The sequence below is a fragment of the Bradyrhizobium sp. NBAIM14 genome, assembly GCF_020193895.1.
GTDB classification, from domain to species: Bacteria; Pseudomonadota; Alphaproteobacteria; order Rhizobiales; family Xanthobacteraceae; genus Bradyrhizobium; species Bradyrhizobium yuanmingense.
Genome location: NZ_JADYVQ010000011.1, coordinates 180,868 through 199,551, shown reverse-complemented (window position 1 = coordinate 199,551; position 18,684 = coordinate 180,868). Strand labels below are relative to the sequence as shown.

The 18,684-nt window shown below is 65.1% G+C and carries 17 protein-coding genes; 10 read left to right on the top strand and 7 right to left on the bottom strand.

Going from position 1 to position 18,684, the window contains the following annotated elements; genetic code table 11:
* Positions 1–9: 9 nt before the first annotated feature.
* The 8 genes from I6F28_RS24470 to I6F28_RS24435 are packed head-to-tail and all read left to right on the top strand — an operon-like array spanning position 10 to position 8,984.
* Positions 10–1,122, top strand: coding sequence for an NAD-dependent epimerase/dehydratase family protein (locus tag I6F28_RS24470; protein ID WP_036023669.1), 1,113 nt, complete (start codon positions 10–12; stop codon positions 1,120–1,122).
* Positions 1,122–2,183 carry an SDR family NAD(P)-dependent oxidoreductase gene (locus I6F28_RS24465; protein WP_225111869.1) on the top strand — a complete coding sequence of 354 codons (1,062 nt, stop codon included), beginning with the start codon at positions 1,122–1,124 and terminating at the stop codon, positions 2,181–2,183. Before I6F28_RS24470 ends, I6F28_RS24465 begins: the two co-directional genes overlap by 1 nt.
* Positions 2,180–3,466 (top strand): TIGR04295 family B12-binding domain-containing radical SAM protein, encoded by a 1,287-nt coding sequence (locus I6F28_RS24460; RefSeq protein WP_225141458.1) that lies wholly within the window; start codon positions 2,180–2,182, stop codon positions 3,464–3,466. The genes I6F28_RS24465 and I6F28_RS24460 overlap by 4 nt, the downstream gene beginning before the upstream one ends.
* Positions 3,463–4,575 carry a glycosyltransferase family 4 protein gene (locus I6F28_RS24455; protein ID WP_225141456.1) on the top strand — a complete coding sequence of 371 codons (1,113 nt, stop codon included), beginning with the start codon at positions 3,463–3,465 and terminating at the stop codon, positions 4,573–4,575. Before I6F28_RS24460 ends, I6F28_RS24455 begins: the two co-directional genes overlap by 4 nt.
* Positions 4,572–5,702, top strand: coding sequence for a CgeB family protein (locus I6F28_RS24450; RefSeq protein WP_225141453.1), 1,131 nt, complete (start codon positions 4,572–4,574; stop codon positions 5,700–5,702). Before I6F28_RS24455 ends, I6F28_RS24450 begins: the two co-directional genes overlap by 4 nt.
* Positions 5,699–6,787 carry a CgeB family protein gene (locus tag I6F28_RS24445; protein WP_225141451.1) on the top strand — a complete coding sequence of 363 codons (1,089 nt, stop codon included), beginning with the start codon at positions 5,699–5,701 and terminating at the stop codon, positions 6,785–6,787. The genes I6F28_RS24450 and I6F28_RS24445 overlap by 4 nt, the downstream gene beginning before the upstream one ends.
* A complete protein-coding gene (locus tag I6F28_RS24440) occupies positions 6,784–7,908 on the top strand; it encodes a CgeB family protein (protein WP_225141449.1) in 1,125 nt (374 codons plus the stop codon). Before I6F28_RS24445 ends, I6F28_RS24440 begins: the two co-directional genes overlap by 4 nt.
* Before the next feature lie 11 nt (positions 7,909–7,919).
* Positions 7,920–8,984: a UDP-glucuronic acid decarboxylase family protein gene (locus I6F28_RS24435; protein WP_036034790.1), complete on the top strand. Its 1,065-nt coding sequence runs from the start codon at positions 7,920–7,922 to the stop codon at positions 8,982–8,984.
* A gap of 48 nt (positions 8,985–9,032) precedes the next feature.
* Here the strand turns inward: I6F28_RS24435 and I6F28_RS24430 are convergent, their stop codons facing one another.
* Together I6F28_RS24430 and I6F28_RS24425 are read right to left on the bottom strand one after the other, a co-directional pair.
* Entirely contained in the window at positions 9,033–11,345 is a 2,313-nt protein-coding gene (locus I6F28_RS24430) for a TonB-dependent receptor (RefSeq protein WP_225141447.1), read from the bottom strand.
* Positions 11,326–12,405, bottom strand: coding sequence for a HoxN/HupN/NixA family nickel/cobalt transporter (locus tag I6F28_RS24425; RefSeq protein WP_225141446.1), 1,080 nt, complete (start codon positions 12,403–12,405; stop codon positions 11,326–11,328). Before I6F28_RS24425 ends, I6F28_RS24430 begins: the two co-directional genes overlap by 20 nt.
* A gap of 108 nt (positions 12,406–12,513) precedes the next feature.
* Between I6F28_RS24425 and I6F28_RS24420 the strand changes: the two genes are divergently transcribed.
* Both I6F28_RS24420 and I6F28_RS24415 read left to right on the top strand, forming a co-directional pair.
* Positions 12,514–12,666, top strand: coding sequence for a hypothetical protein (locus I6F28_RS24420; protein ID WP_225141442.1), 153 nt, complete (start codon positions 12,514–12,516; stop codon positions 12,664–12,666).
* A gap of 72 nt (positions 12,667–12,738) precedes the next feature.
* Positions 12,739–12,939: a hypothetical protein gene (locus tag I6F28_RS24415; RefSeq protein ID WP_225111860.1), complete on the top strand. Its 201-nt coding sequence runs from the start codon at positions 12,739–12,741 to the stop codon at positions 12,937–12,939.
* Between the two features lie 15 nt (positions 12,940–12,954).
* On the opposite strand, the gene I6F28_RS24410 is transcribed toward I6F28_RS24415, so the two are convergent.
* Genes I6F28_RS24410 through I6F28_RS24390 form a run of 5 tightly spaced genes read right to left on the bottom strand, consistent with a single transcriptional unit; the run spans position 12,955 to position 18,583 of the window.
* Positions 12,955–13,956: a formate dehydrogenase subunit gamma gene (locus I6F28_RS24410; RefSeq protein ID WP_225141441.1), complete on the bottom strand. Its 1,002-nt coding sequence runs from the start codon at positions 13,954–13,956 to the stop codon at positions 12,955–12,957.
* A gap of 40 nt (positions 13,957–13,996) precedes the next feature.
* Entirely contained in the window at positions 13,997–14,593 is a 597-nt protein-coding gene (gene fdh3B / locus I6F28_RS24405; RefSeq protein WP_036005105.1) for a formate dehydrogenase FDH3 subunit beta, read from the bottom strand.
* A 13-nt stretch (positions 14,594–14,606) separates the two neighbouring features.
* On the bottom strand, positions 14,607–17,549 hold the full coding sequence (locus I6F28_RS24400; RefSeq protein WP_158284415.1) for a formate dehydrogenase subunit alpha: 2,943 nt from the start codon (positions 17,547–17,549) through the stop codon (positions 14,607–14,609).
* 14 nt (positions 17,550–17,563) lie between these two features.
* Positions 17,564–17,773, bottom strand: coding sequence for a twin-arginine translocation signal domain-containing protein (locus I6F28_RS24395; protein ID WP_225141439.1), 210 nt, complete (start codon positions 17,771–17,773; stop codon positions 17,564–17,566).
* A gap of 30 nt (positions 17,774–17,803) precedes the next feature.
* The gene (locus I6F28_RS24390) at positions 17,804–18,583 is read right to left on the bottom strand and encodes a molecular chaperone TorD family protein (protein ID WP_225111858.1); all 780 of its coding nucleotides are present in this window, start codon (positions 18,581–18,583) and stop codon (positions 17,804–17,806) included.
* Positions 18,584–18,684: the final 101 nt, after the last annotated feature.

The following is an 18,684-nucleotide window of genomic DNA, read 5'->3' as shown; positions in this document are numbered from 1 at the left end:
GAGCGGTGAATGACGCGAGTATTGATTACCGGAGGCGCGGGATTCATCGGTTCGCATACGGCCGACGTGCTGCTTGCGGCTGGCTATGAGGTCCGCCTTCTCGACAATCTCTCTCCGCAGGTCCATGGCGGCAACCGTCAGCGGCCCGCTTATCTCGCGGACGATGCCGAGCTCGTGGTCGGCGACGTCACGGACAGCGTCGCCGTCGAACAGGCCTTGCGCGGCGCCGACATGGTCCTGCATCTCGCCTCCGCCGTCGGCGTCGGCCAGAGCATGTACGACATCGAGCCCTATGTCAGGACGAACGAGCTCGGCACCGCCGTGCTGCTGCAGGCGCTGGCGAAGCGACCGGTCGCACGGCTGGTTGTGGCGTCCTCGATGAGCATCTACGGCGAGGGCCTGTATCGTGATGCCGTCGGCAACGTCGTGGCTTGCGACGAACGACCGATCGGGCAGCTTCGCCAAGGAGAGTGGGAACTGCGGGATCATGCAGGCCATGCGCTCGATCCCGTGCCTACGCCTGAGACCAAGCAGCCGTCTTTGAGCTCGATCTACGCGCTGAACAAATATGCGCAGGAGCGGATGTGCCTGATCACGGGCAAGGCCTACGGCATTCCGACGGTCGGCTTGCGCTTCTTCAACGTGTTCGGTCCGCGGCAAGCGCTGTCGAATCCCTATACCGGGGTGCTGGCCATCTTCGCCGCGCGGCTGCTCAATGGCCGGCCGCCGCTCGTCTTCGAAGACGGCCTGCAGCGGCGCGACTTCGTCCACGTGCACGATGTCGCCCGCGCCTGCCGCATGGCGCTCGAATCCGACCACGCCCAGGACGTCTTCAACGTCGGCTCGGGCCAGAGCCGCACCATTCTGTCGGTAGCCGAGGATCTTGCCCAGGTGATGGGACGGTGCGAGATCGCTGCCGAGATCACACGGAAATACCGTGCTGGCGACATCCGGCACTGCTTCGCCGACATCGGCAAATCACGCGACCTGCTCGGCTTCGAGCCGCATGTCGCGTTCAAGGACGGGCTCGAAGAGCTCGCCGGGTACCTCGCCGACCAGATCGCCGACGATCAGGCGGAGCGGGCGACCCGTGAGCTGCTGCAACGAGGGTTGGTCGCGTGATGAGTGAACAAGACAACAGACCTGTCCTGGTCACCGGCGGCTGCGGCTTCATCGGCTGCAATCTCGCCGACCGTCTGGCCGAGCGCGGCGACCGTGTGCTGGTGCTGGACAATCTCGCCCGCGCCGGCGTGCGCGAGAACGCGCAATGGCTGAAATCCCGGCATGGCGAGCGCGTCGCGATCACGGTGGCCGATATCCGCGACCCCATTCCGGTGATCGACGCCGTGCGCGAGGCACGCGCCGTGCTGCACCTCGCGGCCCAGGTCGCCGTCACCGACAGCGTCAGCGATCCCTCGGCCGATTTCGAGATCAACGCCCGTGGCACGCTGAACGTGCTCGAAGCCGTCCGCCTGCACAACGCCTCGGCCCCGGTGATCTTCGCCTCGACCAACAAGGTCTACGGGCGCCTGATCGAGGACAGCGAGATCGCGCTCACCGGCCGTCGCTACACGCCGGTCAACGATCTGCTCGCCGGCGGCATTTCGGAGAACGCGCCGTTGGACTTCTACAGTCCCTATGGATGCTCAAAGGGCACCGCCGATCAATACGTCCACGACTATGCCCGGGTGTTCGGGCTGCAGACCGTGGTGATGCGCATGAGCTGCATCTACGGGCCGCGGCAATTCGGCACCGAGGACCAGGGCTGGATCGCACACTTCCTGCTCAGCGCCATAAGCGGCAATCCGCTGACGATCTATGGCGATGGCAAGCAGGTCCGCGACGCGCTGCACGTGTCGGACGCTGTGAGCGCCTGGCTCGCGGCGCTCGACCACATCGCGCTGGCGCGCGGGCGCGTCTTCAATCTCGGCGGCGGTCCTGCGAATGCGATCAGCCTGCTCGAGTTGATCGACCGCATCACAGAGCTGACGGGCCGCAAGGTCAGCTATCGCTTTGCGGACTGGCGACCGGGCGATCAGCCCTGGTACGTGACCGACACGCGGGCGCTCGCCACCGCGCTCGGCTGGACGCCGCAAATGCCTCTCGCCGATGGCCTGCGCTCGCTCCACACCTGGCTCGACAGCCGCTTCGGATCACAGAATAGAAGCGAGGCCCTGGCATGACGCGGGTCGCCCTCATCAATCCGAACTGGGATTTTTCGGGCAGCATCTATTTCGGCTGCCGCTCGCCTCACCTGCCGCTCGAGCTCGGCATCTCCCAACACTATCTAAAGGCGGCCGGCCACGAAACGTTGCTGCTCGATGCGCATATGTTCGATCTCTCCCTCGCTGAGATCGAGGCCGAGCTGCGCGCCTTTGATCCCGACCAGATCGTCTTCACCACCGCACCGACCTATCTGTTCTGGCGCTGCGCGCCGCCCGAGCTGCGCGTGCCGCAGCAACTCGCCATCGCGGTGCGGGACCTTGCGCCGACCCTGATCGCGGTCGGCCCGCATGGTTCGAGTACGCCGAAGACCGCCCTGAGGAAGCTTGGCGTCGATATCGTCGTGATGGGCGAGTGCGAGGCGTCCCTGCTGCGTCTCGCCAATGGCGAGCGAGACTTTCCCGGCCTGTGCTTCGCCGACGGTGCTTCGCTCCGGGCCAATGGCGGCCCGCAGGCGGTCGCGTTCAGCGATCAGCCCGCGCTCGACTGGCCTGACGAGATGATCAGGCGTCACCATCACCACCATCACCGCTTCGAGGCCGCGCCGACCGCACCGGGCGCCGAGGTGGAGGCCTCGCGCGGCTGCCCCTACAACTGCACGTTCTGCGCCAAGGAGAATTTCCGCAACGCCTATCGCAAGCGGCCGCCCGCCGTCATTCTCGACGAGATCGATCGTCTGCGCCGCCATGGCATCGAGTACGTCTACTTCATCGACGAGATCTTTCTTCCCAATCGCGAACTTTTGGAAGGTTTGACGACGCGCGGGCTGAAGTTCGGCGTGCAGACGCGGATCGACCTCTGGAAGCCCGACATGCTCGCCCTGCTCGGGCGCGCCGGCTGCGTCTCGATCGAAGCCGGCATCGAGAGCCTCACCGTGGAAGGGCGCGCGGCCCTCGCCAAGAATTGCAAGATGACGACGGATCAGCTCGCCGACCGGCTGGTCGAAGCTCGCCGCCACGTCCCCTTCGTGCAGGCCAATTTGATCGAGGTGCCCGAGGACGACGATCCCGTGGTGCAGCGCTGGCGCCGCACCATGCAGGATGCCGGCGTCTGGGCCAACGATCCCGTGCCGCTCTACCCCTATCCCGGCTCTCCCGACTACCGCAAGCTCTGGGGCGAGCCCGACGATGTCGCCTGGGAGCGCGCACACCGGCACTATCTCGCGATGTTCGACCAGTTCAGCGACGTGCAGAACGGTCGCCCGATGCCACTCGACAGCCTCGAACTCCAGGTGGCCTCATGAACCGTGGCGCCGACATCAGGATCATGATGACGACCGACACGGTTGGCGGCGTGTGGACCTATTCCTGCGCCCTCGCCACAAGTCTCGCTGCGTCCGGGGCCGACGTCACGCTGGTGACGCTGGGCCCGCGGGCGCGCGTCGATCAGCGTCAGATGCTGCACGAGACCAGCGTTCACCTGATCGAGACGGACCTCGCACTCGAATGGCAGGACCCGGAGGGCCAAAACGTTTCCGACGGAAGGCGCGTGCTTGCAAACCTGGAAGCCAGATTGATGCCCGACGTTGTGCATCTCAACAGCTTCCGCGAGGCGACCTTTGCCTGGCAGGCCCCGACAGTGCTGGTGGCGCATTCCTGCGTAAATTCGTGGGCACTCGCCTGCCACGATACGGCCTGGCTTGGCGAGCCCAAATGGCGCCGCTACAGCGAGCGGGTCGCCGCCGCGCTCGACGCGGCGCAGGCCTGGGTCTGTCCGAGCCGGGCCTTCCACGACGACATCACGGCGATCTACCAGCCGCGATCGCGCGGCGCGGTGATCTGGAACGGAATTTCGCCACGCGCCCCGTCTGGGCGAAAGCAGGACCTGATTTTCGCGGCAGGACGGCTGTGGGACCGAGCCAAGAACATCGAAGCGCTCGCCGGCGCCGCGCCCGGGCTGGAATGGCCGGTCGAGGTGGCTGGTCCGATCGACGCACATCCGCCAGCGGGTGTCAGCTGGCTCGGGGAGCTGCCGCACACAGCGCTGGAGGCGCGTTTGCAGCATGCAGCGATCTTCGTCAGCCCTGCGCTCTATGAACCGTTCGGCCTCTCGGTGCTGGAAGCCGCCGCCGCGGGCTGCGCGCTGGTCCTCTCCGACATCCCGACGTTCCGGGAATTGTGGCGCGGCGCCGCCTTGTTCGTCGATCCCGCCGACAGCGACGCGCTGCATCGGGCTCTGGCAGAGCTTTGCGCTGACGATATCGGCCGGGCAAAGCTGCAGCGCGCCGCCTATGAGCAATCCCTGACCTATTCGTTGACGCGCATGACGAGCGCCTATCTCGGTCTCTACCAGGACCTGATCGCATCGCGCCGCACGAGCGCGGCGGCCAGCCAAATCGAGGTGCGCGCATGAAATGCGTCCTGTTCTATCATGCCTTCACCTCCTGCTGGAACAACGGCAACGCGCATTTCCTGCGTGGCTACGCGCGCGAGCTCCATGCGCTCGGACACGAGGTCGTCGTGTTCGAACCCATCGACGGCTGGAGCCGGCTGAACGCGATCCGGGAAGGCGGGAGTCATGCGATGGAGGACATTCCCGCCCTCTTCCCCGGCATCGACATCCGCCGCTACGACACCAGCCTCGATCTCGAGCGGGCGCTTGATGGCGCGGATCTCGTCATCGTGCATGAATGGAATTCGCCCGATCTCATCGCGCAGATCGGGCGCAGGCGGGTGCAAGGCGGGTCCTTCACCCTGCTCTTTCACGATACCCATCACCGTGCGGTCAGCGCGCCCGACGAGCTTGCGCAATTCGATCTCGACGGATTCGACGGCGTGCTCGCCTTCGGCGAGGTGCTTCGGCAGATCTATCTGAAGCTCGGCTGGGCAGACCGGGTCTTCACATGGCACGAGGCAGCGGACGTTGCGCTGTATCACCCGTTGCCCCAGGTCGAGCGGACCGACGATCTGGTCTGGATCGGCAATTGGGGCGACGGCGAGCGCAGCGCCGAGCTGAACGAGTTCCTGGTCGAGCCCGTGGCGGAGATGAAGCTCCGCGCCAGCGTCCATGGCGTGCGCTATTCGGATGATGCGCTCCGCACCATCAGGAGCGCAGGCATCCGCTATGGCGGCTGGCTGCCGGCGTACTGGGCCCCCGTCGCCTTCGCCGGCGCGCGCGCAACCATTCACGTGCCGCGCGGGCCTTACGTCGCCCTGCTGCCGGGCATCCCGACCATCCGCGTGTTCGAGGCGCTGGCCTGCGGCATTCCCCTGGTTTCGGCACCCTGGTCGGATGAGGAAGGCCTGTTCCCCGAGGGCGCTTATCTCAGCGTTGGCGATGGCCAACAGATGAAGCATGCGCTTCGGTCCGTCATCGACGATCCGGAATTCTCTGCCGCGATGGTGGAGACCGGCCTGAAGGTCATCAGGGATCGTCATACCTGCCGCCACCGCGCCGAGCAGCTCATCGACATCGTCACCGACCTCAGGGATTCCAGCCGTTCGGCACGGCCTCAGCACGACATCGGAGCCGTCGCATGAAGATCTGCTTCTTCGGATCCAGCCTCGTCTCGTCCTATTGGAATGGCGCTGCCACCTACTACCGTGGCATGCTGAAGGAGATCGCGGCGCTGGGCCATGAGGTCACCTTCTACGAGCCCGACGCCTTCGACCGCCAGTCGCATCGCGACATCGACGAGCCGGATTGGGCCAGGGTGGTGGTCTATCCCGCGACCGCCGACGGCTGGCGCCGCTCGCTCGACACAGCCGCACAATCGGCCGACATGCTGGTCAAGGCCAGCGGCGTCGGCGTCTTTGATCTCGAGCTGGAGAACGCCGTCGCCGCGCTGCCCTCGCGGCTGACGCGGATCTATTGGGACGTCGATGCTCCCGCCACGCTCGAGGCGATGGAAAGCGATCCGCAGCATCATCTGCGTCGCGCGATCCCATACTACGACATGGTCCTGACCTATGGCGGCGGCGAGCCCGTCGTCTCCGCGTATCGATCCGTGGGCGCGCGGGACTGCGTGCCTATCTACAACGCACTCGATCCGGCCACGCATTTTCCGTCGCCGCCCAATCCGCGCTTCGCCTGCGATCTCAGCCTGCTGGCGAACCGCCTGCCCGACCGCGAGAAGCGCGTCGAGCATTTCTTCCTCGACGTTGCACGCCATCTGCCCGGAAAGTCCTTCGTGCTCGGCGGCTCCGGCTGGGACGACAAGGACGCCTCCGCCAATCTGCGCAAGGTCGGCCATGTCGGCACCGCCGATCACAACGCGTTCTTCGGCTCCGGGCTCGCCACGCTCAACGTCAATCGCGACAGCATGGCGCGCTATGGCTTCTCGCCGCCGACACGGGTGTTCGAAGCGATCGGCGCCGGTGCCTGCCTGATCACCGACGAGTGGGCCGGCATCGATCATTTCCTCGAACCCGGCCGCGAGGTGCTGGTCGCCGCCGACGGCGCCGAGGTGGCCGAGCACCTCACCGCGCTCGATCCCGAGCGGGCCCGGTCGATCGCCCGCCGCGCCCGCGCCCGCATTCTCAGCCAGCACACCTACCGGCAGCGCGCCCGCCAGTTCAACGATCTCTTCGTCGCCCACAGTTCCCGAATCGAGGCAGCAGAATGAACCTCTCCATCGTCGTCATCGGTCTTTCGGTCACGTCGTCCTGGGGCAACGGTCATGCCACGACCTACCGCGCCCTGATCGAAGCGCTGGCGCGACGAGGTCACCGCGTCACGTTCCTGGAGCGGGACGTGCCCTGGTATCGGGATCACCGCGACCTGACCAAGCCCTCTGCCTGGACTGTCGAATTGTACCAATCTTCGAAAGATGTTCCGCGCCAGTTCGGCAAGCTGATCCGCGATGCCGATCTGGTGATCATCGGCTCTTATGTTCCTGACGGGATCGCGCTCGCCGAATGGACCACGACGCACGCGAGGGGCATCACCGCGTTCTACGACATCGACACGCCAGTCACTCTGGCGCGGCTCGAGCAAGGCCTCGACTATCTCTCGGCGGCAATGATCCCGCGCTTCGATCTCTATCTGTCGTTCACCGGCGGACCGGTGCCCGGCCTGATCGAGCAGAGCTACGGCAGTCCGCTCGCGCGTGTGCTTTACTGCAGCGCAGACGCGGAGATCTACGCGCCGAAGCAGGCGCCGCCGAAATGGGCGCTCGGCTATCTCGGGACCTACAGCGAGGACCGGCAGCCCGTTCTCGAGGAGCTGCTGCTGGCTCCGGCGCGCACGCTGCCGAGCGATCAATTCGTCGTCGCCGGCGCGCAATATCCGGGCAATATCGCCTGGCCCGCCAACGTCGCCCGGATCGAGCACCTCTCGCCGAAGCAGCACCCGGAGTTCTACGCGGCGCAGCGTTTCACGCTGAACGCCACCCGCGCCGACATGAAGGCGCTGGGCTTCTCCCCCAGCGTCCGGCTGTTCGAGGCCGCCGCCTGCGGCACGCCCGTGATCTCGGACCGGTGGCCCGGGATCGAGACGATCTTCGCGCCCTCGAAGGAAATCCTGCTGGCAGCCAGCCCGCGCGAGGTCGTCGAGATCCTGCGCGACATGCCGGAAGAGCAACGGCGCACGATCGCCCACAACGCGCGGCGGCGGGTTCTCGCCGATCACACGCCCGACCATCGCGCACGGCAGCTGGAGACCTATTACACCGAGGCAGCCGCGCGGCGCCGCCGCAAGACGGCGCCACTCCCCGTCGTTCGCCCTATGCAGGTCGCCCAACTCTGAAAGGCCACGTCATGACGCTCCAGACCCGCATCCACGCGTCCCGCCGCTCGCCGACGGTCCTGGTCGCCGGCGGCGCCGGCTTCATCGGATCGCATCTCTGCGACGCGCTCCTGCAACGCGGCAGCATGGTGATCTGCCTGGACAATTTGTTCACGGGAACCACCGACAACATCCGGCCCCTGCTCAACCATCCGAACTTCCGCTTCATCGAGCATGACGTGCGCGATTCCATCGAGATCGAGGGCGAGATCGACCGGATCTACAGCCTCGCCTGCCCAGCCTCGCCCCGCCATTATCAAGTCGATCCGGTCGGAACGATGAAGACATGCGTGCTCGGCTCGATCAACCTGCTCGAACTGGCGCGGCAGAAGGGCTCCCGGATTCTTCAGGCCTCCACCAGCGAGGTCTACGGCGACCCGGAGGTGCATCCGCAGCCGGAATCCTATCTCGGCAACGTCAATCCCGTCGGGCCGCGGGCCTGTTACGACGAAGGCAAGCGGGCCGCGGAGACGCTGATGTTCGACTACCGGCGGATGCACGGGACGGAGATCAAGGTCGCGCGCATCTTCAACACCTACGGCCCGCGCATGCTCGAGAATGACGGCCGCGTCGTGTCCAACTTCATCGTGCAGGCGCTGCGTGGCGAGCCGATCACGATCTACGGCCAGGGCACGCAAACCCGCAGCTTCTGCTTCGTCGACGATCTCGTGCGGGGGCTTCAGCTCCTGATGGAGAGCCCCGCCTCGGTCAGCGGTCCGTGCAATCTCGGCAATCCGCACGAGGTCACGATCGAGGCCATCGCCCGTGAGGTGCTGGCATGCACCGAATCTGCGTCCCCGCTGCGCTTCGAGCCCCTGCCGAAGGACGATCCCAGACGGCGCAAGCCCGTGATCGATGCCGCCGAGAAGATTCTGGGATGGCGTCCGAGGGTGGCATTGAAGGACGGCCTTCAAGCGACCATTGCCTATTTTGCGCTCCGTCTCGCCGGGGAATCGCCCACGCTCGTGCCGGCCATCGCCACGCGCAGGACACGCCCTCCAGCACGCGGCCGCCTGACGATGTCCGAGCAACCGTGAAGGTCATTGCTTGGCAGGCTCGCCCGGTGAACCGCTCCCGCAATGAACCTAGAACGTCCCGGCCACAGTGACGCGGAACGTCAGCGGCTCCGCCGGATGCAGCACGTAGTCCATGACGCCGTTCTGACAAACGGCCGCCGGCGCGGTACCTGATGTGCAGAGATTGTAGAGCGTGTCGGTCTTCAACAGCGAGCCATAGGCATAGGTGATCTGGTTCGCCTTGCTGTTGAACAGGTTGAGCACGTCGAACTGGATGCGCCAGCCGTTCTCGCTGCGGTAGCCGAGCCGCGCGTTGGCGATGCCGGTCGGCCGCGAGCGGAACGCATTGTCCTCGGTCAACGGGCTCGCGCCGATATAGCGCCAGCGCGCGCTGCCGAACCACCCCGTCTTTTCGCCAAGCGTTATTCCGGCCGATGCCACCATCGCCGGGGCGTTGGGAATGTAGTTGCCGGGCGCATTGCCGATTTGCGCCTCGGGATAGCCGGCGAGCGAGGCATAGACCGCGGCCTGCTCGCCGTCATGGCCACGGAAGCGCGCATGCGTCATTGCAAGATCCACATCGATGTCGATCCAGGACCGCGGCCGGTAATGGTTGGTCCACTCGAAGCCGTAGCGGCGGCTGGCGCGGGTTGCCGAGGTATCGCCGGCATCGCCGGAGAACAGGATCTCGGAATCCTGGTCCAGGATGAAGAGGCTGAGAGAGCTCTCGAGGCCGGGAACGATCCTGCTGCGAACCCCGACCTCCGCGCCTCTGGTGCGCACCAGGAGCGGCGACGGCGTGAGCCTTGTCGCGGGATCGGTGGGATCCTCCGTCGTGGTCGCACCGCGGGCATCGTTCGAGTGCATGCCGTAGCCGGCGCCGAGGAAGAATTCCGTATGATTGAACGGACCAAGCACCATCCTGAATTTCGGGCTGCCGAGCGCGGCATCGGCGCGACCGGAATTTGCGGCGTTGAACAGAGAGATGACGTCGGCGGCGTAATAATCGCCGCGCCAGCCCAACGTCGTCCTGAGCCAGTCGGTCCAGCGCACCGTGTTCTCGGCATAGACCCCGACGCTGCCCTCGCCGACCTTGTCGCTGCGGATATTGCCGATGAAGCCGCGACGGAACGTATTGGTGAGCGCGAGGTCGATCGCATCATAACGCGATTGCAGACCGAAGGTGGTCTGCATCGGCAGGCCGGCCAAGGAGCCGTCCAGCGTGCGCGAGACATTGGCGCCCGCCATCAAGCGGTCGTCGTGCTGGTGGAACTGGTCGCCGAGCACGGGATCGTCAAGGAAGTAAGTGAAATTATTGAAGAGGTCGAGTTGGCTCTTCACCAGATAGGCGTTGACCTTCCATGAACCGATGTCGTCGGTCTGCGCGATGCGCCCGGACAGCGCAAAGCGGTTGGCATGACCGCCGTCGCTCGGATCTTCCGAACCGTACCGGCCGAGCAAGCCGCTGGTGATGGCGCGCTGCGGCACCTGGTCGGTCGCGTTCCATTTGTTGACGTAGGCCATGCCGGTGAGCGACATGCCGTCGGTCGCGGTGCCCTGGCTGTAGCGCACGAGGCCGTTGAGCTTTCGCAATTTGTCCGGATTGTCCCACGGGCCGTCGTAGGTCCCGATCTCGCCGGCCACCAGCAGCGAACCGTCGCCGACTTTCGCGGAATCCATGCCGAGCAGACGGCGGTAACCGAAGCTGCCGGCGCTCACCTGCGCCAGCCGCCGGGTGCTGTCGATCAGGCCGATGTGAACGCTTCCGACCGAGGCGAAGTCGCCTTCGTCGGCGAAGTAAGGTCCCTTGCGCGCGTCCATTGCGGCGATGGTTTCCGGGATCAGCCAGTTGAGATCGGCATAGCCCTGACCATGCGCGTGGGTGCGCATGTTGACGGGGACGCCGTCGACGATGATCGCCAGATCGGTGCCGTGGTCGAGATTGTACCCGCGCAGGAAATACTGGTTGGCTTTGCCCTCGCCGGAATGCTGCGTCACGATCAGACCGGGCACGGCTTCGAGCGCCTCGCCCGGCCGTGTGAAAGGGCGCGCGTTGATCTCGTCGCCGGAGACAGTGATCTCGCTGGCCATGCCGGCTGCGGCCCTTGGACCCGAGCCGGCACTGCGCGGATCGGACGCCTGCGTCGTCGCGGGAGACACGAAGATGCGGCGGCCGGCCGCGGGCGATCTGGCGGCACGGCGCGATGCGGCCGTCATCTTGCGCCCGGGCGTGGCGCCGCCACTGACCTCGACCGGCGGCAGTTCGCGTGAGGTGTCATTGCTCTGTGCGAGGGCGCGGCCGTCATCCGCGAGCAGCGCCAGGACCGAGAGTGCCGTCAAAGCGCCGCCGCGACGACCGTGCTCAGGCCGCCTCGGTCGCATCGGTGCATTCCAAAACTTTCGTGCCGGCGCGGCGAGGCTCGTTCCCGAACATGCGGCGATAGAGCACGACCGAGACGAGCCATGCGACCGCAAACAGCGCGATCACGACAAAGCCGACATTGGCAAGCGACTCGTTGAGGTCCTCGACCAGCACCCATGCGCCGCCGGAGAGACCGAGCCGCTCGCCGATCAGGCCGAGCGCTTCGATCCCGCCGATGAACAGTGCAACCGCGACGGAGGCGCCGGTGATCGTGAGATTGTACCAGAGCTTGCGCAAGGGATCGACGAAGGCCCAGCGATAGGCGCTCACCATCAGCGCGGAATCGGCAGTGTCGACCAGCGCCATGCCTGCAGCGAACAGCGCGGGGAAAACCAGCACATCGGCGAGCGAGGCGCCGCGCGCGGCTTCGCTGGCGGAGATGCTGAGCAGGCTGATCTCCGTCGCGGTGTCGAAGCCGAGGCCGAACAGGAAGCCGAGCGGGTACATGTGCGAGGGCTTCGTCACCAGGCGGAACATCGGGCCGAGCAGCCGGGCCAGAATACCGCGGCTGGCAAGCAGCGCATCGAGCTGCGCAGCATCGTGAACGCCCTGGTCCCGCGCCGCGCGAAACGTCCGCCACAGGCCGACGAAAATGACGAGGTTGATCGCGGCAACCGCAAGCAGGAACAGCGCCGAGACTGAGGTGCCGATGAGACCGCCGATCTCCTTGAGCAGGCTGTCGCCGCCGAGGCTCACGACGCCCAGTGCCAGCAGCATGGTCGCCACCACGACGACGGTGGAATGGCCGAGCGCGAAATAGAGGCCGACGCTGCGCGGCGTCTCGGCGCCTTGCATCAGCTTGCGCACGACGTTGTCGATCGCGGCAATGTGGTCGGCATCGACGGCATGACGCAGGCCGAACACCCAGGCCAGCAAGGCCGTCGCCATCACCGTCGGCCGGTCGCCGAACAGCGTGAAGGCCCAGGCCCATGCGGCGATGTTGGCGGCGACGAGCCCGCCAAGCAGCGCCACCGTTCCGGGCTCGACCGCCCGCAAAGTCCGCATCGCTGCTCGTTCCATTCGCTCGCCCTTACAGTATGACGTTTATCAAAATTTCTCATACTGGCAAGAGCAAGAGCCGGACCAGTTTCGGTCTGCCCCCTGACGAGCCGACGGAATGCGAGCCAAATGGCGGGCCTGATGAAGGAATTCCGCGTCAGCGGGATCACGGCGCCGATGCGGGATGGGCGCTCGCATTGGCAAGCAGATATCCAGTTTGACGCCGAAGTTGACGGTCGTCAGGGGGAGCTCGACCCACGCAACTGGAACCCGTTGCTGTGAAGCCGCTCACATCCGATTCGACGATCCCGATGTATTCATCGTGCCGGGTGGAGATGGCAGACGGAGACGCGCATGAAATTCCTCATGCTCTCGCTAATCGCAGCCATGCTTCTCGCCGGTGCGGCCAATAGCGTGTTCAGGCCGCATGCAGTACCTCACTTCGGTCAGCCCGGCATGGCGTCCATTCAAGACATGCAGACGGGCCAAGCCGACAAGCTTCCCGAGCAGGAGCTGCAGGACCGCTCCGTCTTGTTTGCGAAAGAGCTGCGGTAGGCCGGCAGGCTCGCTTTATTCGGCCGCTGCGGTCGCAGGTTGCCGCTGCCCATCGTTCGGTCCCGTTCGCGCCATCTGCTCGTCGAGCCAGAGGCTGTGGTGCTCGCGCGCCCAGTTGACGTCGACTTCGCCCGAGCCCATGGCGGCGAACGCACCTTCCATGCCGATAGTGCCGATATAGATGTGCCCGATCATCGCCGCGACGAACAGGACCGCCACAATGGAGTGGACGATCTGGGCCATCTGCATGCTTTCGATACCCGTGCCGTAGAACGGGAATATCAGCGCATAGCCGCTCGCCGCGACGAGCCCACCACCGATCACGACGATCCAGTAGATCATCTTCTGGCCGCCATTGAAGCGATTGGCCGGCGGATGGTCATGCCCGATCAGGCCGCCACCCCGCTTGGCCCATTCGATATCCACCTTGCTGGGAATGTTGCCGCCGATCCACATCAGGAAGATCAGCACGACCCCCAGCGTGAACGGGAAACTCAGATAATTGTGGGCGTATTTGGCCCATTGCGACCATTCGGAAAAGGCCTCGAAACCGATCAGCGGCAAAAGCAGTTGCCGGCCAAAGGTGACGTTGAGGCCGGAGATCGCCAGGATGATGAAGCAGGTTGCCGTCATCCAGTGCACGAAACGTTCGAAACCGTTGAAGCGCACGATGGTGCGGCCCGAGTGGCCGCTTTCCAGCCGAACCATGCCGCGGGTGAGATAGAAGATCATGATCAGGGCGATCACGCCGATGATGGCAACGCCGCCGATCCAGGGCAGCGTCACCATGCGGAATTCCCGCCATTCCCGCCCCTGCGGCTGCTCGAGAACGCCGGACCGCTGATCCGGAATGCTGACACGCCCTTGAATCCGGTTCAGCTCCTGCAGAAGCTGCTGCTCCTTGACCGAGCTTGCAGTCGGATTGACCTGCTGAGCACTCGCAGGCGCCGCCATCGCCAAGAGAAGCAGCGTGCAAACGCCGAACGCCAGGCGAATGAACCTTCCAAATGACGCCATCACGTCCTCCCCGGTATTTGCGCGCCCTTCTGTTGCCACTTCAGGACTCGATCGCCTCGCGATAAGCGGTCTTCCAGCCCCATGCACCCGAGCCATAGCCGCGCTTCATGACGCGCTCCTTGTAGATCTGCGCGATGATCTCGCCGTCGCCCGCAAGCAAGGATTTGGTCGAGCACATTTCCGCGCAGAGCGGCAGCTTGCCTTCGGCCAGCCGGTTCGCACCGTATTTCGCGTATTCCTCCTTGCTGCCGTCGGCCTCCGGGCCGCCGGCGCAATAGGTGCATTTGTCCATCTTGCCGCGGGAGCCGAAGTTTCCGACCTTTGGATATTGCGGCGCGCCGAACGGACAGGCGTAGAAGCAATAGCCGCAGCCGATGCAGAGGTCCTTGGAGTGCAGCACCACGGCATCGGCCGTGGTGTAGAAGCAGTTCACCGGACAGACCGCCGCGCAGGGCGCGTCCGTGCAGTGCATGCAGGCCATCGAGATCGAGCGCTCGCCCGGCTTGCCGTCGTTGATGGTGACGACACGCCGCCGGTTGATGCCCCAGGGCACCTCGTGCTCGTTCTTGCAGGCGGTGACGCAGGCGTTGCACTCGATGCAGCGATCAGCGTCGCAGAGAAATTTCATCCGAGCCATGTGCGTGCTCCTCTCAGGCTGCGACGATCTGACAAAGCGTGACCTTCGGCTCCTGCATGCCGGTTGCAGGATCGTAGCCGTAGCTCGTGATCGTGTTGGCGCTCTCGCCCAGCACGATCGGATCGGTGCCGGCAGGATAGTTCTTGCGCAGGTCGTTACCGCCGAGCCAGCCGCCGAAATGGAACGGCATCCAGGCGACGCCCTTGCCGACGCGTTCGGTCACCATCGCCTTCATCTTGGCCCGCGAGTTGTTCTCAGCGCCGCTCACCCAGACCCAGCCGCCGTCCTTGATGCCGCGATCGGCGGCATCAGCCGGGCTGATCTCGATGAACATGTCCTGTTGCAATTCGGCGAGCCACGGATTGGTGCGGGTTTCCTCGCCGCCGCCTTCGTATTCGACGAGACGTCCGGAGGAGAGGATCAGCGGGAACTGCTTGGCGATCCCCTTCTCCACCGCCGCCTTCTGCACCGAGAAGCCGATGTTGGGCAGACGGAACTGCTTGGCATCGGGCAAGGTCGGATACTTCTCGACGAGGTCGACGCGCGGCGTGTAGATCGGCTCGCGGTGCACCGGGATTGGATCCGGCAGACCGAACGCATTCATGCGCGCCTTGCCGTTGCCGAAGGGCACGCAGCCATGCTTCAGCGCGACGCGCTGGATGCCGCCGGAGAGGTCGAGCGCCCAGGACACCGCATCCGGATTGGCCGGGTTGACCCGCTGGATCGTCGCCATCTCGGCCTCGGTGAGATCCTTGTCCCAACCGAGCTTCTTCAGGCTCGCCAGCGTGAACTCGGGATAGCCGTCCTCGATCTCCGAGCCCTTGGAGAAGGACTTGTCGGCGAGCAGGCTCACCTTCCGCGTCGTGCCGTCGGGCAGCTTCTCCTCGCGCTCGATGCCGAAGCGCGGACGGAATGCGCCGCCGCCGTCCATGACGTGCAGATTGTTGTTGTAGAGCAGCGGCGAGCCGGGATGCTTCACCTCGGGCGAGCCCCAGCACGGCCAAGGCAGGCCATAATAATCGCCGCCGACTTCCGGATCGTCCTTGGGGGCGCGCATCGTCACCAGGTCGAACTTGTGCTGGTTCTTCATGTGCGCCTTGATGCGCTCCGGCGACTGGCCGCAATAACCGGTCGACCAGCTTCCACGGTTGATCTCGCGCAGCACGTCCTCGGGGACCGGAAGGTTGTTCTCGACCTTGATGTTCTTGAACATCTTGTCGGCGAAGCCGAACTTCTTCGCCAGCAGATAGATGATCTCGAGGTCGTCCTTGGATTCGAAGATCGGCTTGACGATCTGCTCGCCCCATTGCATCGAGCGGTTGGAGGCGACGCGCGATCCCGCGCATTCGAACTGCGTCGCCACGGGCAGGATATAGACGCCGTCCTTGCGTCCGGCCTCGACCGCCAGAGACGCCCAGGTGGTCGGGTGCGGATCGGCGATCACCAGCAGCTCCAGCGCCTTCAGGCCCTTCAGCGATTCGGGAATGCGCGTGATGCTGTTGCTGGCGTGGCCTTGCACGAACACGGCCTTGACGTTGTCCTTCTGTGCGACGTCGGCCTTCGGCAACAGCGCCGCATCGAACCAGCGCGTCAGCGGGATGCCTGGAGTCTCCATCTGCTTCTTCTCGTCGAAGCGCGAGACGAGATAGTCGTAGTCGACCTCCCAGACCCGGGACCAGTGCTTCCAGGCGCCCTCCGCGAGGCCGTAATAGAACGGCAACGTCACGATATCGAGGCCGACATCGGTCGCGCCCTGCACGTTGTCATGGCCGCGCAGGATGTTGGCGCCGGCCCCGGCCTTGCCGACGTTGCCCGTCATCAGCAGCGCGATGCAGCTCGCCCGCACGTTGGCGGTGCCGACCGTGTGCTGGGTCTGGCCCATGCACCAGATGATGGTCGCGGGCTTGACCGTCGCGAATGTCTTGGCGACGCGCTCGAGCTGCGCGGCGGGCACACCGGTGACGCGCTCGACCTCCTGCGGATTCCATTTCTCGACCTCCTTGCGCAGGTCGTCGAAGCCGTAGACGCGCTGGGCGATGAATTCCTTGTCCTCCCAGCCGTTCTTCAGGATGTGCCACATCATGCCGTAGAGCACGGGAATGTCGGTGCCGGGACGGATGCGGACATATTCGGTGGCATGTGCCGCGGTGCGGGTCAGGCGCGGATCGAAGACGATGAAATTCGCCTTGTTGAGCTCCTTGGATTCGAGCAGGTGCTGCATGCTGACCGGATGCGCTTCCGCCGCGTTGCTGCCGATAAACAGCATCGTCTTGGAGTTGCGCATGTCGTTGATGCTGTTCGTCATCGCGCCGTAGCCCCAGGTATTGGCGACGCCGGTGACGGTGGTGGAGTGGCAGATCCGCGCCTGGTGATCGGTGTTGTTGGTGCCCCAGAACGCGCCCAACTTGCGGAACAGGTAGGCTCCTTCGTTGGTCATCTTGGCCGAGCCGAGCCAATAGACCGAATCGCTGCCCGACTTCTCGCGAACCTGCAGCAGCTTGTCGCCGATCTCGTTCACCGCCGTGTCCCACGACACGCGCGTCCACTGCCCGTTCACCAGCTTCATCGGATAGCGCAGGCGGCGATCGCTGTGCACGAGCTCGCGCACCGAGGCGCCCTTGGCGCAATGCGAGCCACGGTTGATCGGCGAATCCCAGCTCGGTTCCTGCCCGATCCAGACTCCGTTGAGGACTTCCGCCGTCACCGTGCAGCCCACGGCACAATGCGTGCAGATGCTCTTCTTGACGGTGGCGCCGGCCGCGAGCGGGCCGGCGGCGGCCGCCTCCGCCTTTCGCACGTTGCCCACCGGCATGGCCCCGAGCGCGGCGAGCGCGCCGCCGGCCAGGCCGGACTTGCGCAGGAACGTGCGGCGATCAAGTCCCCCGCCCTGCCCCGCAAGGGATTCGGCGACGGAACCGCGGCGATCGGAACGCTGGTGTGTTCGCTTGATAAGCACGGGCAGCCTCCCTCTCAGGCCGGATAACGATTGACGCGGTAGAACGTCTTCACGTGATCGGATTCCTTGTAGCGCGCCTTGCGCTTCTCATCGTTGGTTTCACTGTCGGCCTGGGCGGACCCGACCAACGGTGTTGCAAGCGCCGCGCCGGCACCGGCGGTACCCAAGCCGACCTTGCGCAGGAAATCGCGGCGTCCGACCTTTGCTCTCGTCTCGTCACTCATCGCATCTCTCCCGGACCGAAGCGCCCTCGGTCAGCTGGCGAATGTAAATGCTTCCGTCTCGATTTCGATGAAAGTGCGGCCGAGCGCGCCGACTGCGCGATAGAAACGGGCAGTCCCCGCGTTCTCGATGTCGGCGAACAACCGCCCCATCCATGGCGACACGTGCTTTTCGAAGAAGGCGCGCTGCGCCTCGTGTGAGGCATCGAAGCGGCCATCGGCAAGGCCCGACATGATCTCGCACAGGATGGCAGCGTGATCTTCGGGTTCGGAATCGTTGGCGATACGCTCGATGCCGAGCGTCATCAGGTCGCCGCGCAGGCGCGACAAAGGCCGTTCGTTGAGAAAGCCCGTGAGATAATAGGAAGCATAGGGCAGCAATTCACCGCGGCCGAGCCCGACAAACAAATCGAAATACTCCCGCTCGACCTTCGCTGGGACGGCGTTCGAGGCGGCCTCGGCAAGCGCCGCATGCGCGCGACCGAGCGGCGTCGCGTCTCCGCTGAGCGCGGCGAGCTGATCGAGCAGGCGCTTCGACGGAGGCGCAGACAGCAGCGCCGCGAGCAAGACGTATTCCTGCGCGCGCGCCGCATCGATGGGATCGACGAGCTCGGCGGAGCCGGCTTGCTCACCGTAAAGATCGGGCCGCAGATCGTTTCGGGAGACGCCGGTCGCCGTTTCGACTGCAACCACCCGTTGTGCGGGCACACGGGTCCAATTCGAGACGGAGGGCTGGCTGATGCCTATTTTGCGTGCAAGCTGAGCGATGCCGCCTGCGGCATCGATCGCTCGATCAAGTCCGTCATCGCGCACGTGGACCTCCCATCCCAGTCCCGTCTGCTTGATTATCGCTTTTGTTACAAAGCAGTAGGTAGCGTAATCCGGGTTCCAGCAACGGTCAATCGCCTGCCATA

What these genes read in the sequence shown, in the direction of transcription:
- I6F28_RS24425 (WP_225141446.1), bottom strand. Translation starts at nt 12,405, where the DNA reads ATGGAACGAGCAGCGATGCGGACTTTGCGGGCGGTCGAGCCCGGAACG.
- I6F28_RS24440 (WP_225141449.1), top strand. Translation starts at nt 6,784, where the DNA reads ATGAACCTCTCCATCGTCGTCATCGGTCTTTCGGTCACGTCGTCCTGG.
- I6F28_RS24410 (WP_225141441.1), bottom strand. Translation starts at nt 13,956, where the DNA reads ATGGCGTCATTTGGAAGGTTCATTCGCCTGGCGTTCGGCGTTTGCACG.
- fdh3B (WP_036005105.1), bottom strand. Translation starts at nt 14,593, where the DNA reads ATGGCTCGGATGAAATTTCTCTGCGACGCTGATCGCTGCATCGAGTGC.
- I6F28_RS24435 (WP_036034790.1), top strand. Translation starts at nt 7,920, where the DNA reads ATGACGCTCCAGACCCGCATCCACGCGTCCCGCCGCTCGCCGACGGTC.
- I6F28_RS24465 (WP_225111869.1), top strand. Translation starts at nt 1,122, where the DNA reads ATGAGTGAACAAGACAACAGACCTGTCCTGGTCACCGGCGGCTGCGGC.
- I6F28_RS24460 (WP_225141458.1), top strand. Translation starts at nt 2,180, where the DNA reads ATGACGCGGGTCGCCCTCATCAATCCGAACTGGGATTTTTCGGGCAGC.
- I6F28_RS24415 (WP_225111860.1), top strand. Translation starts at nt 12,739, where the DNA reads ATGAAATTCCTCATGCTCTCGCTAATCGCAGCCATGCTTCTCGCCGGT.
- I6F28_RS24455 (WP_225141456.1), top strand. Translation starts at nt 3,463, where the DNA reads ATGAACCGTGGCGCCGACATCAGGATCATGATGACGACCGACACGGTT.
- I6F28_RS24430 (WP_225141447.1), bottom strand. Translation starts at nt 11,345, where the DNA reads ATGCGACCGAGGCGGCCTGAGCACGGTCGTCGCGGCGGCGCTTTGACG.
- I6F28_RS24420 (WP_225141442.1), top strand. Translation starts at nt 12,514, where the DNA reads ATGGCGGGCCTGATGAAGGAATTCCGCGTCAGCGGGATCACGGCGCCG.
- I6F28_RS24470 (WP_036023669.1), top strand. Translation starts at nt 10, where the DNA reads ATGACGCGAGTATTGATTACCGGAGGCGCGGGATTCATCGGTTCGCAT.
- I6F28_RS24445 (WP_225141451.1), top strand. Translation starts at nt 5,699, where the DNA reads ATGAAGATCTGCTTCTTCGGATCCAGCCTCGTCTCGTCCTATTGGAAT.
- I6F28_RS24450 (WP_225141453.1), top strand. Translation starts at nt 4,572, where the DNA reads ATGAAATGCGTCCTGTTCTATCATGCCTTCACCTCCTGCTGGAACAAC.
- I6F28_RS24395 (WP_225141439.1), bottom strand. Translation starts at nt 17,773, where the DNA reads ATGAGTGACGAGACGAGAGCAAAGGTCGGACGCCGCGATTTCCTGCGC.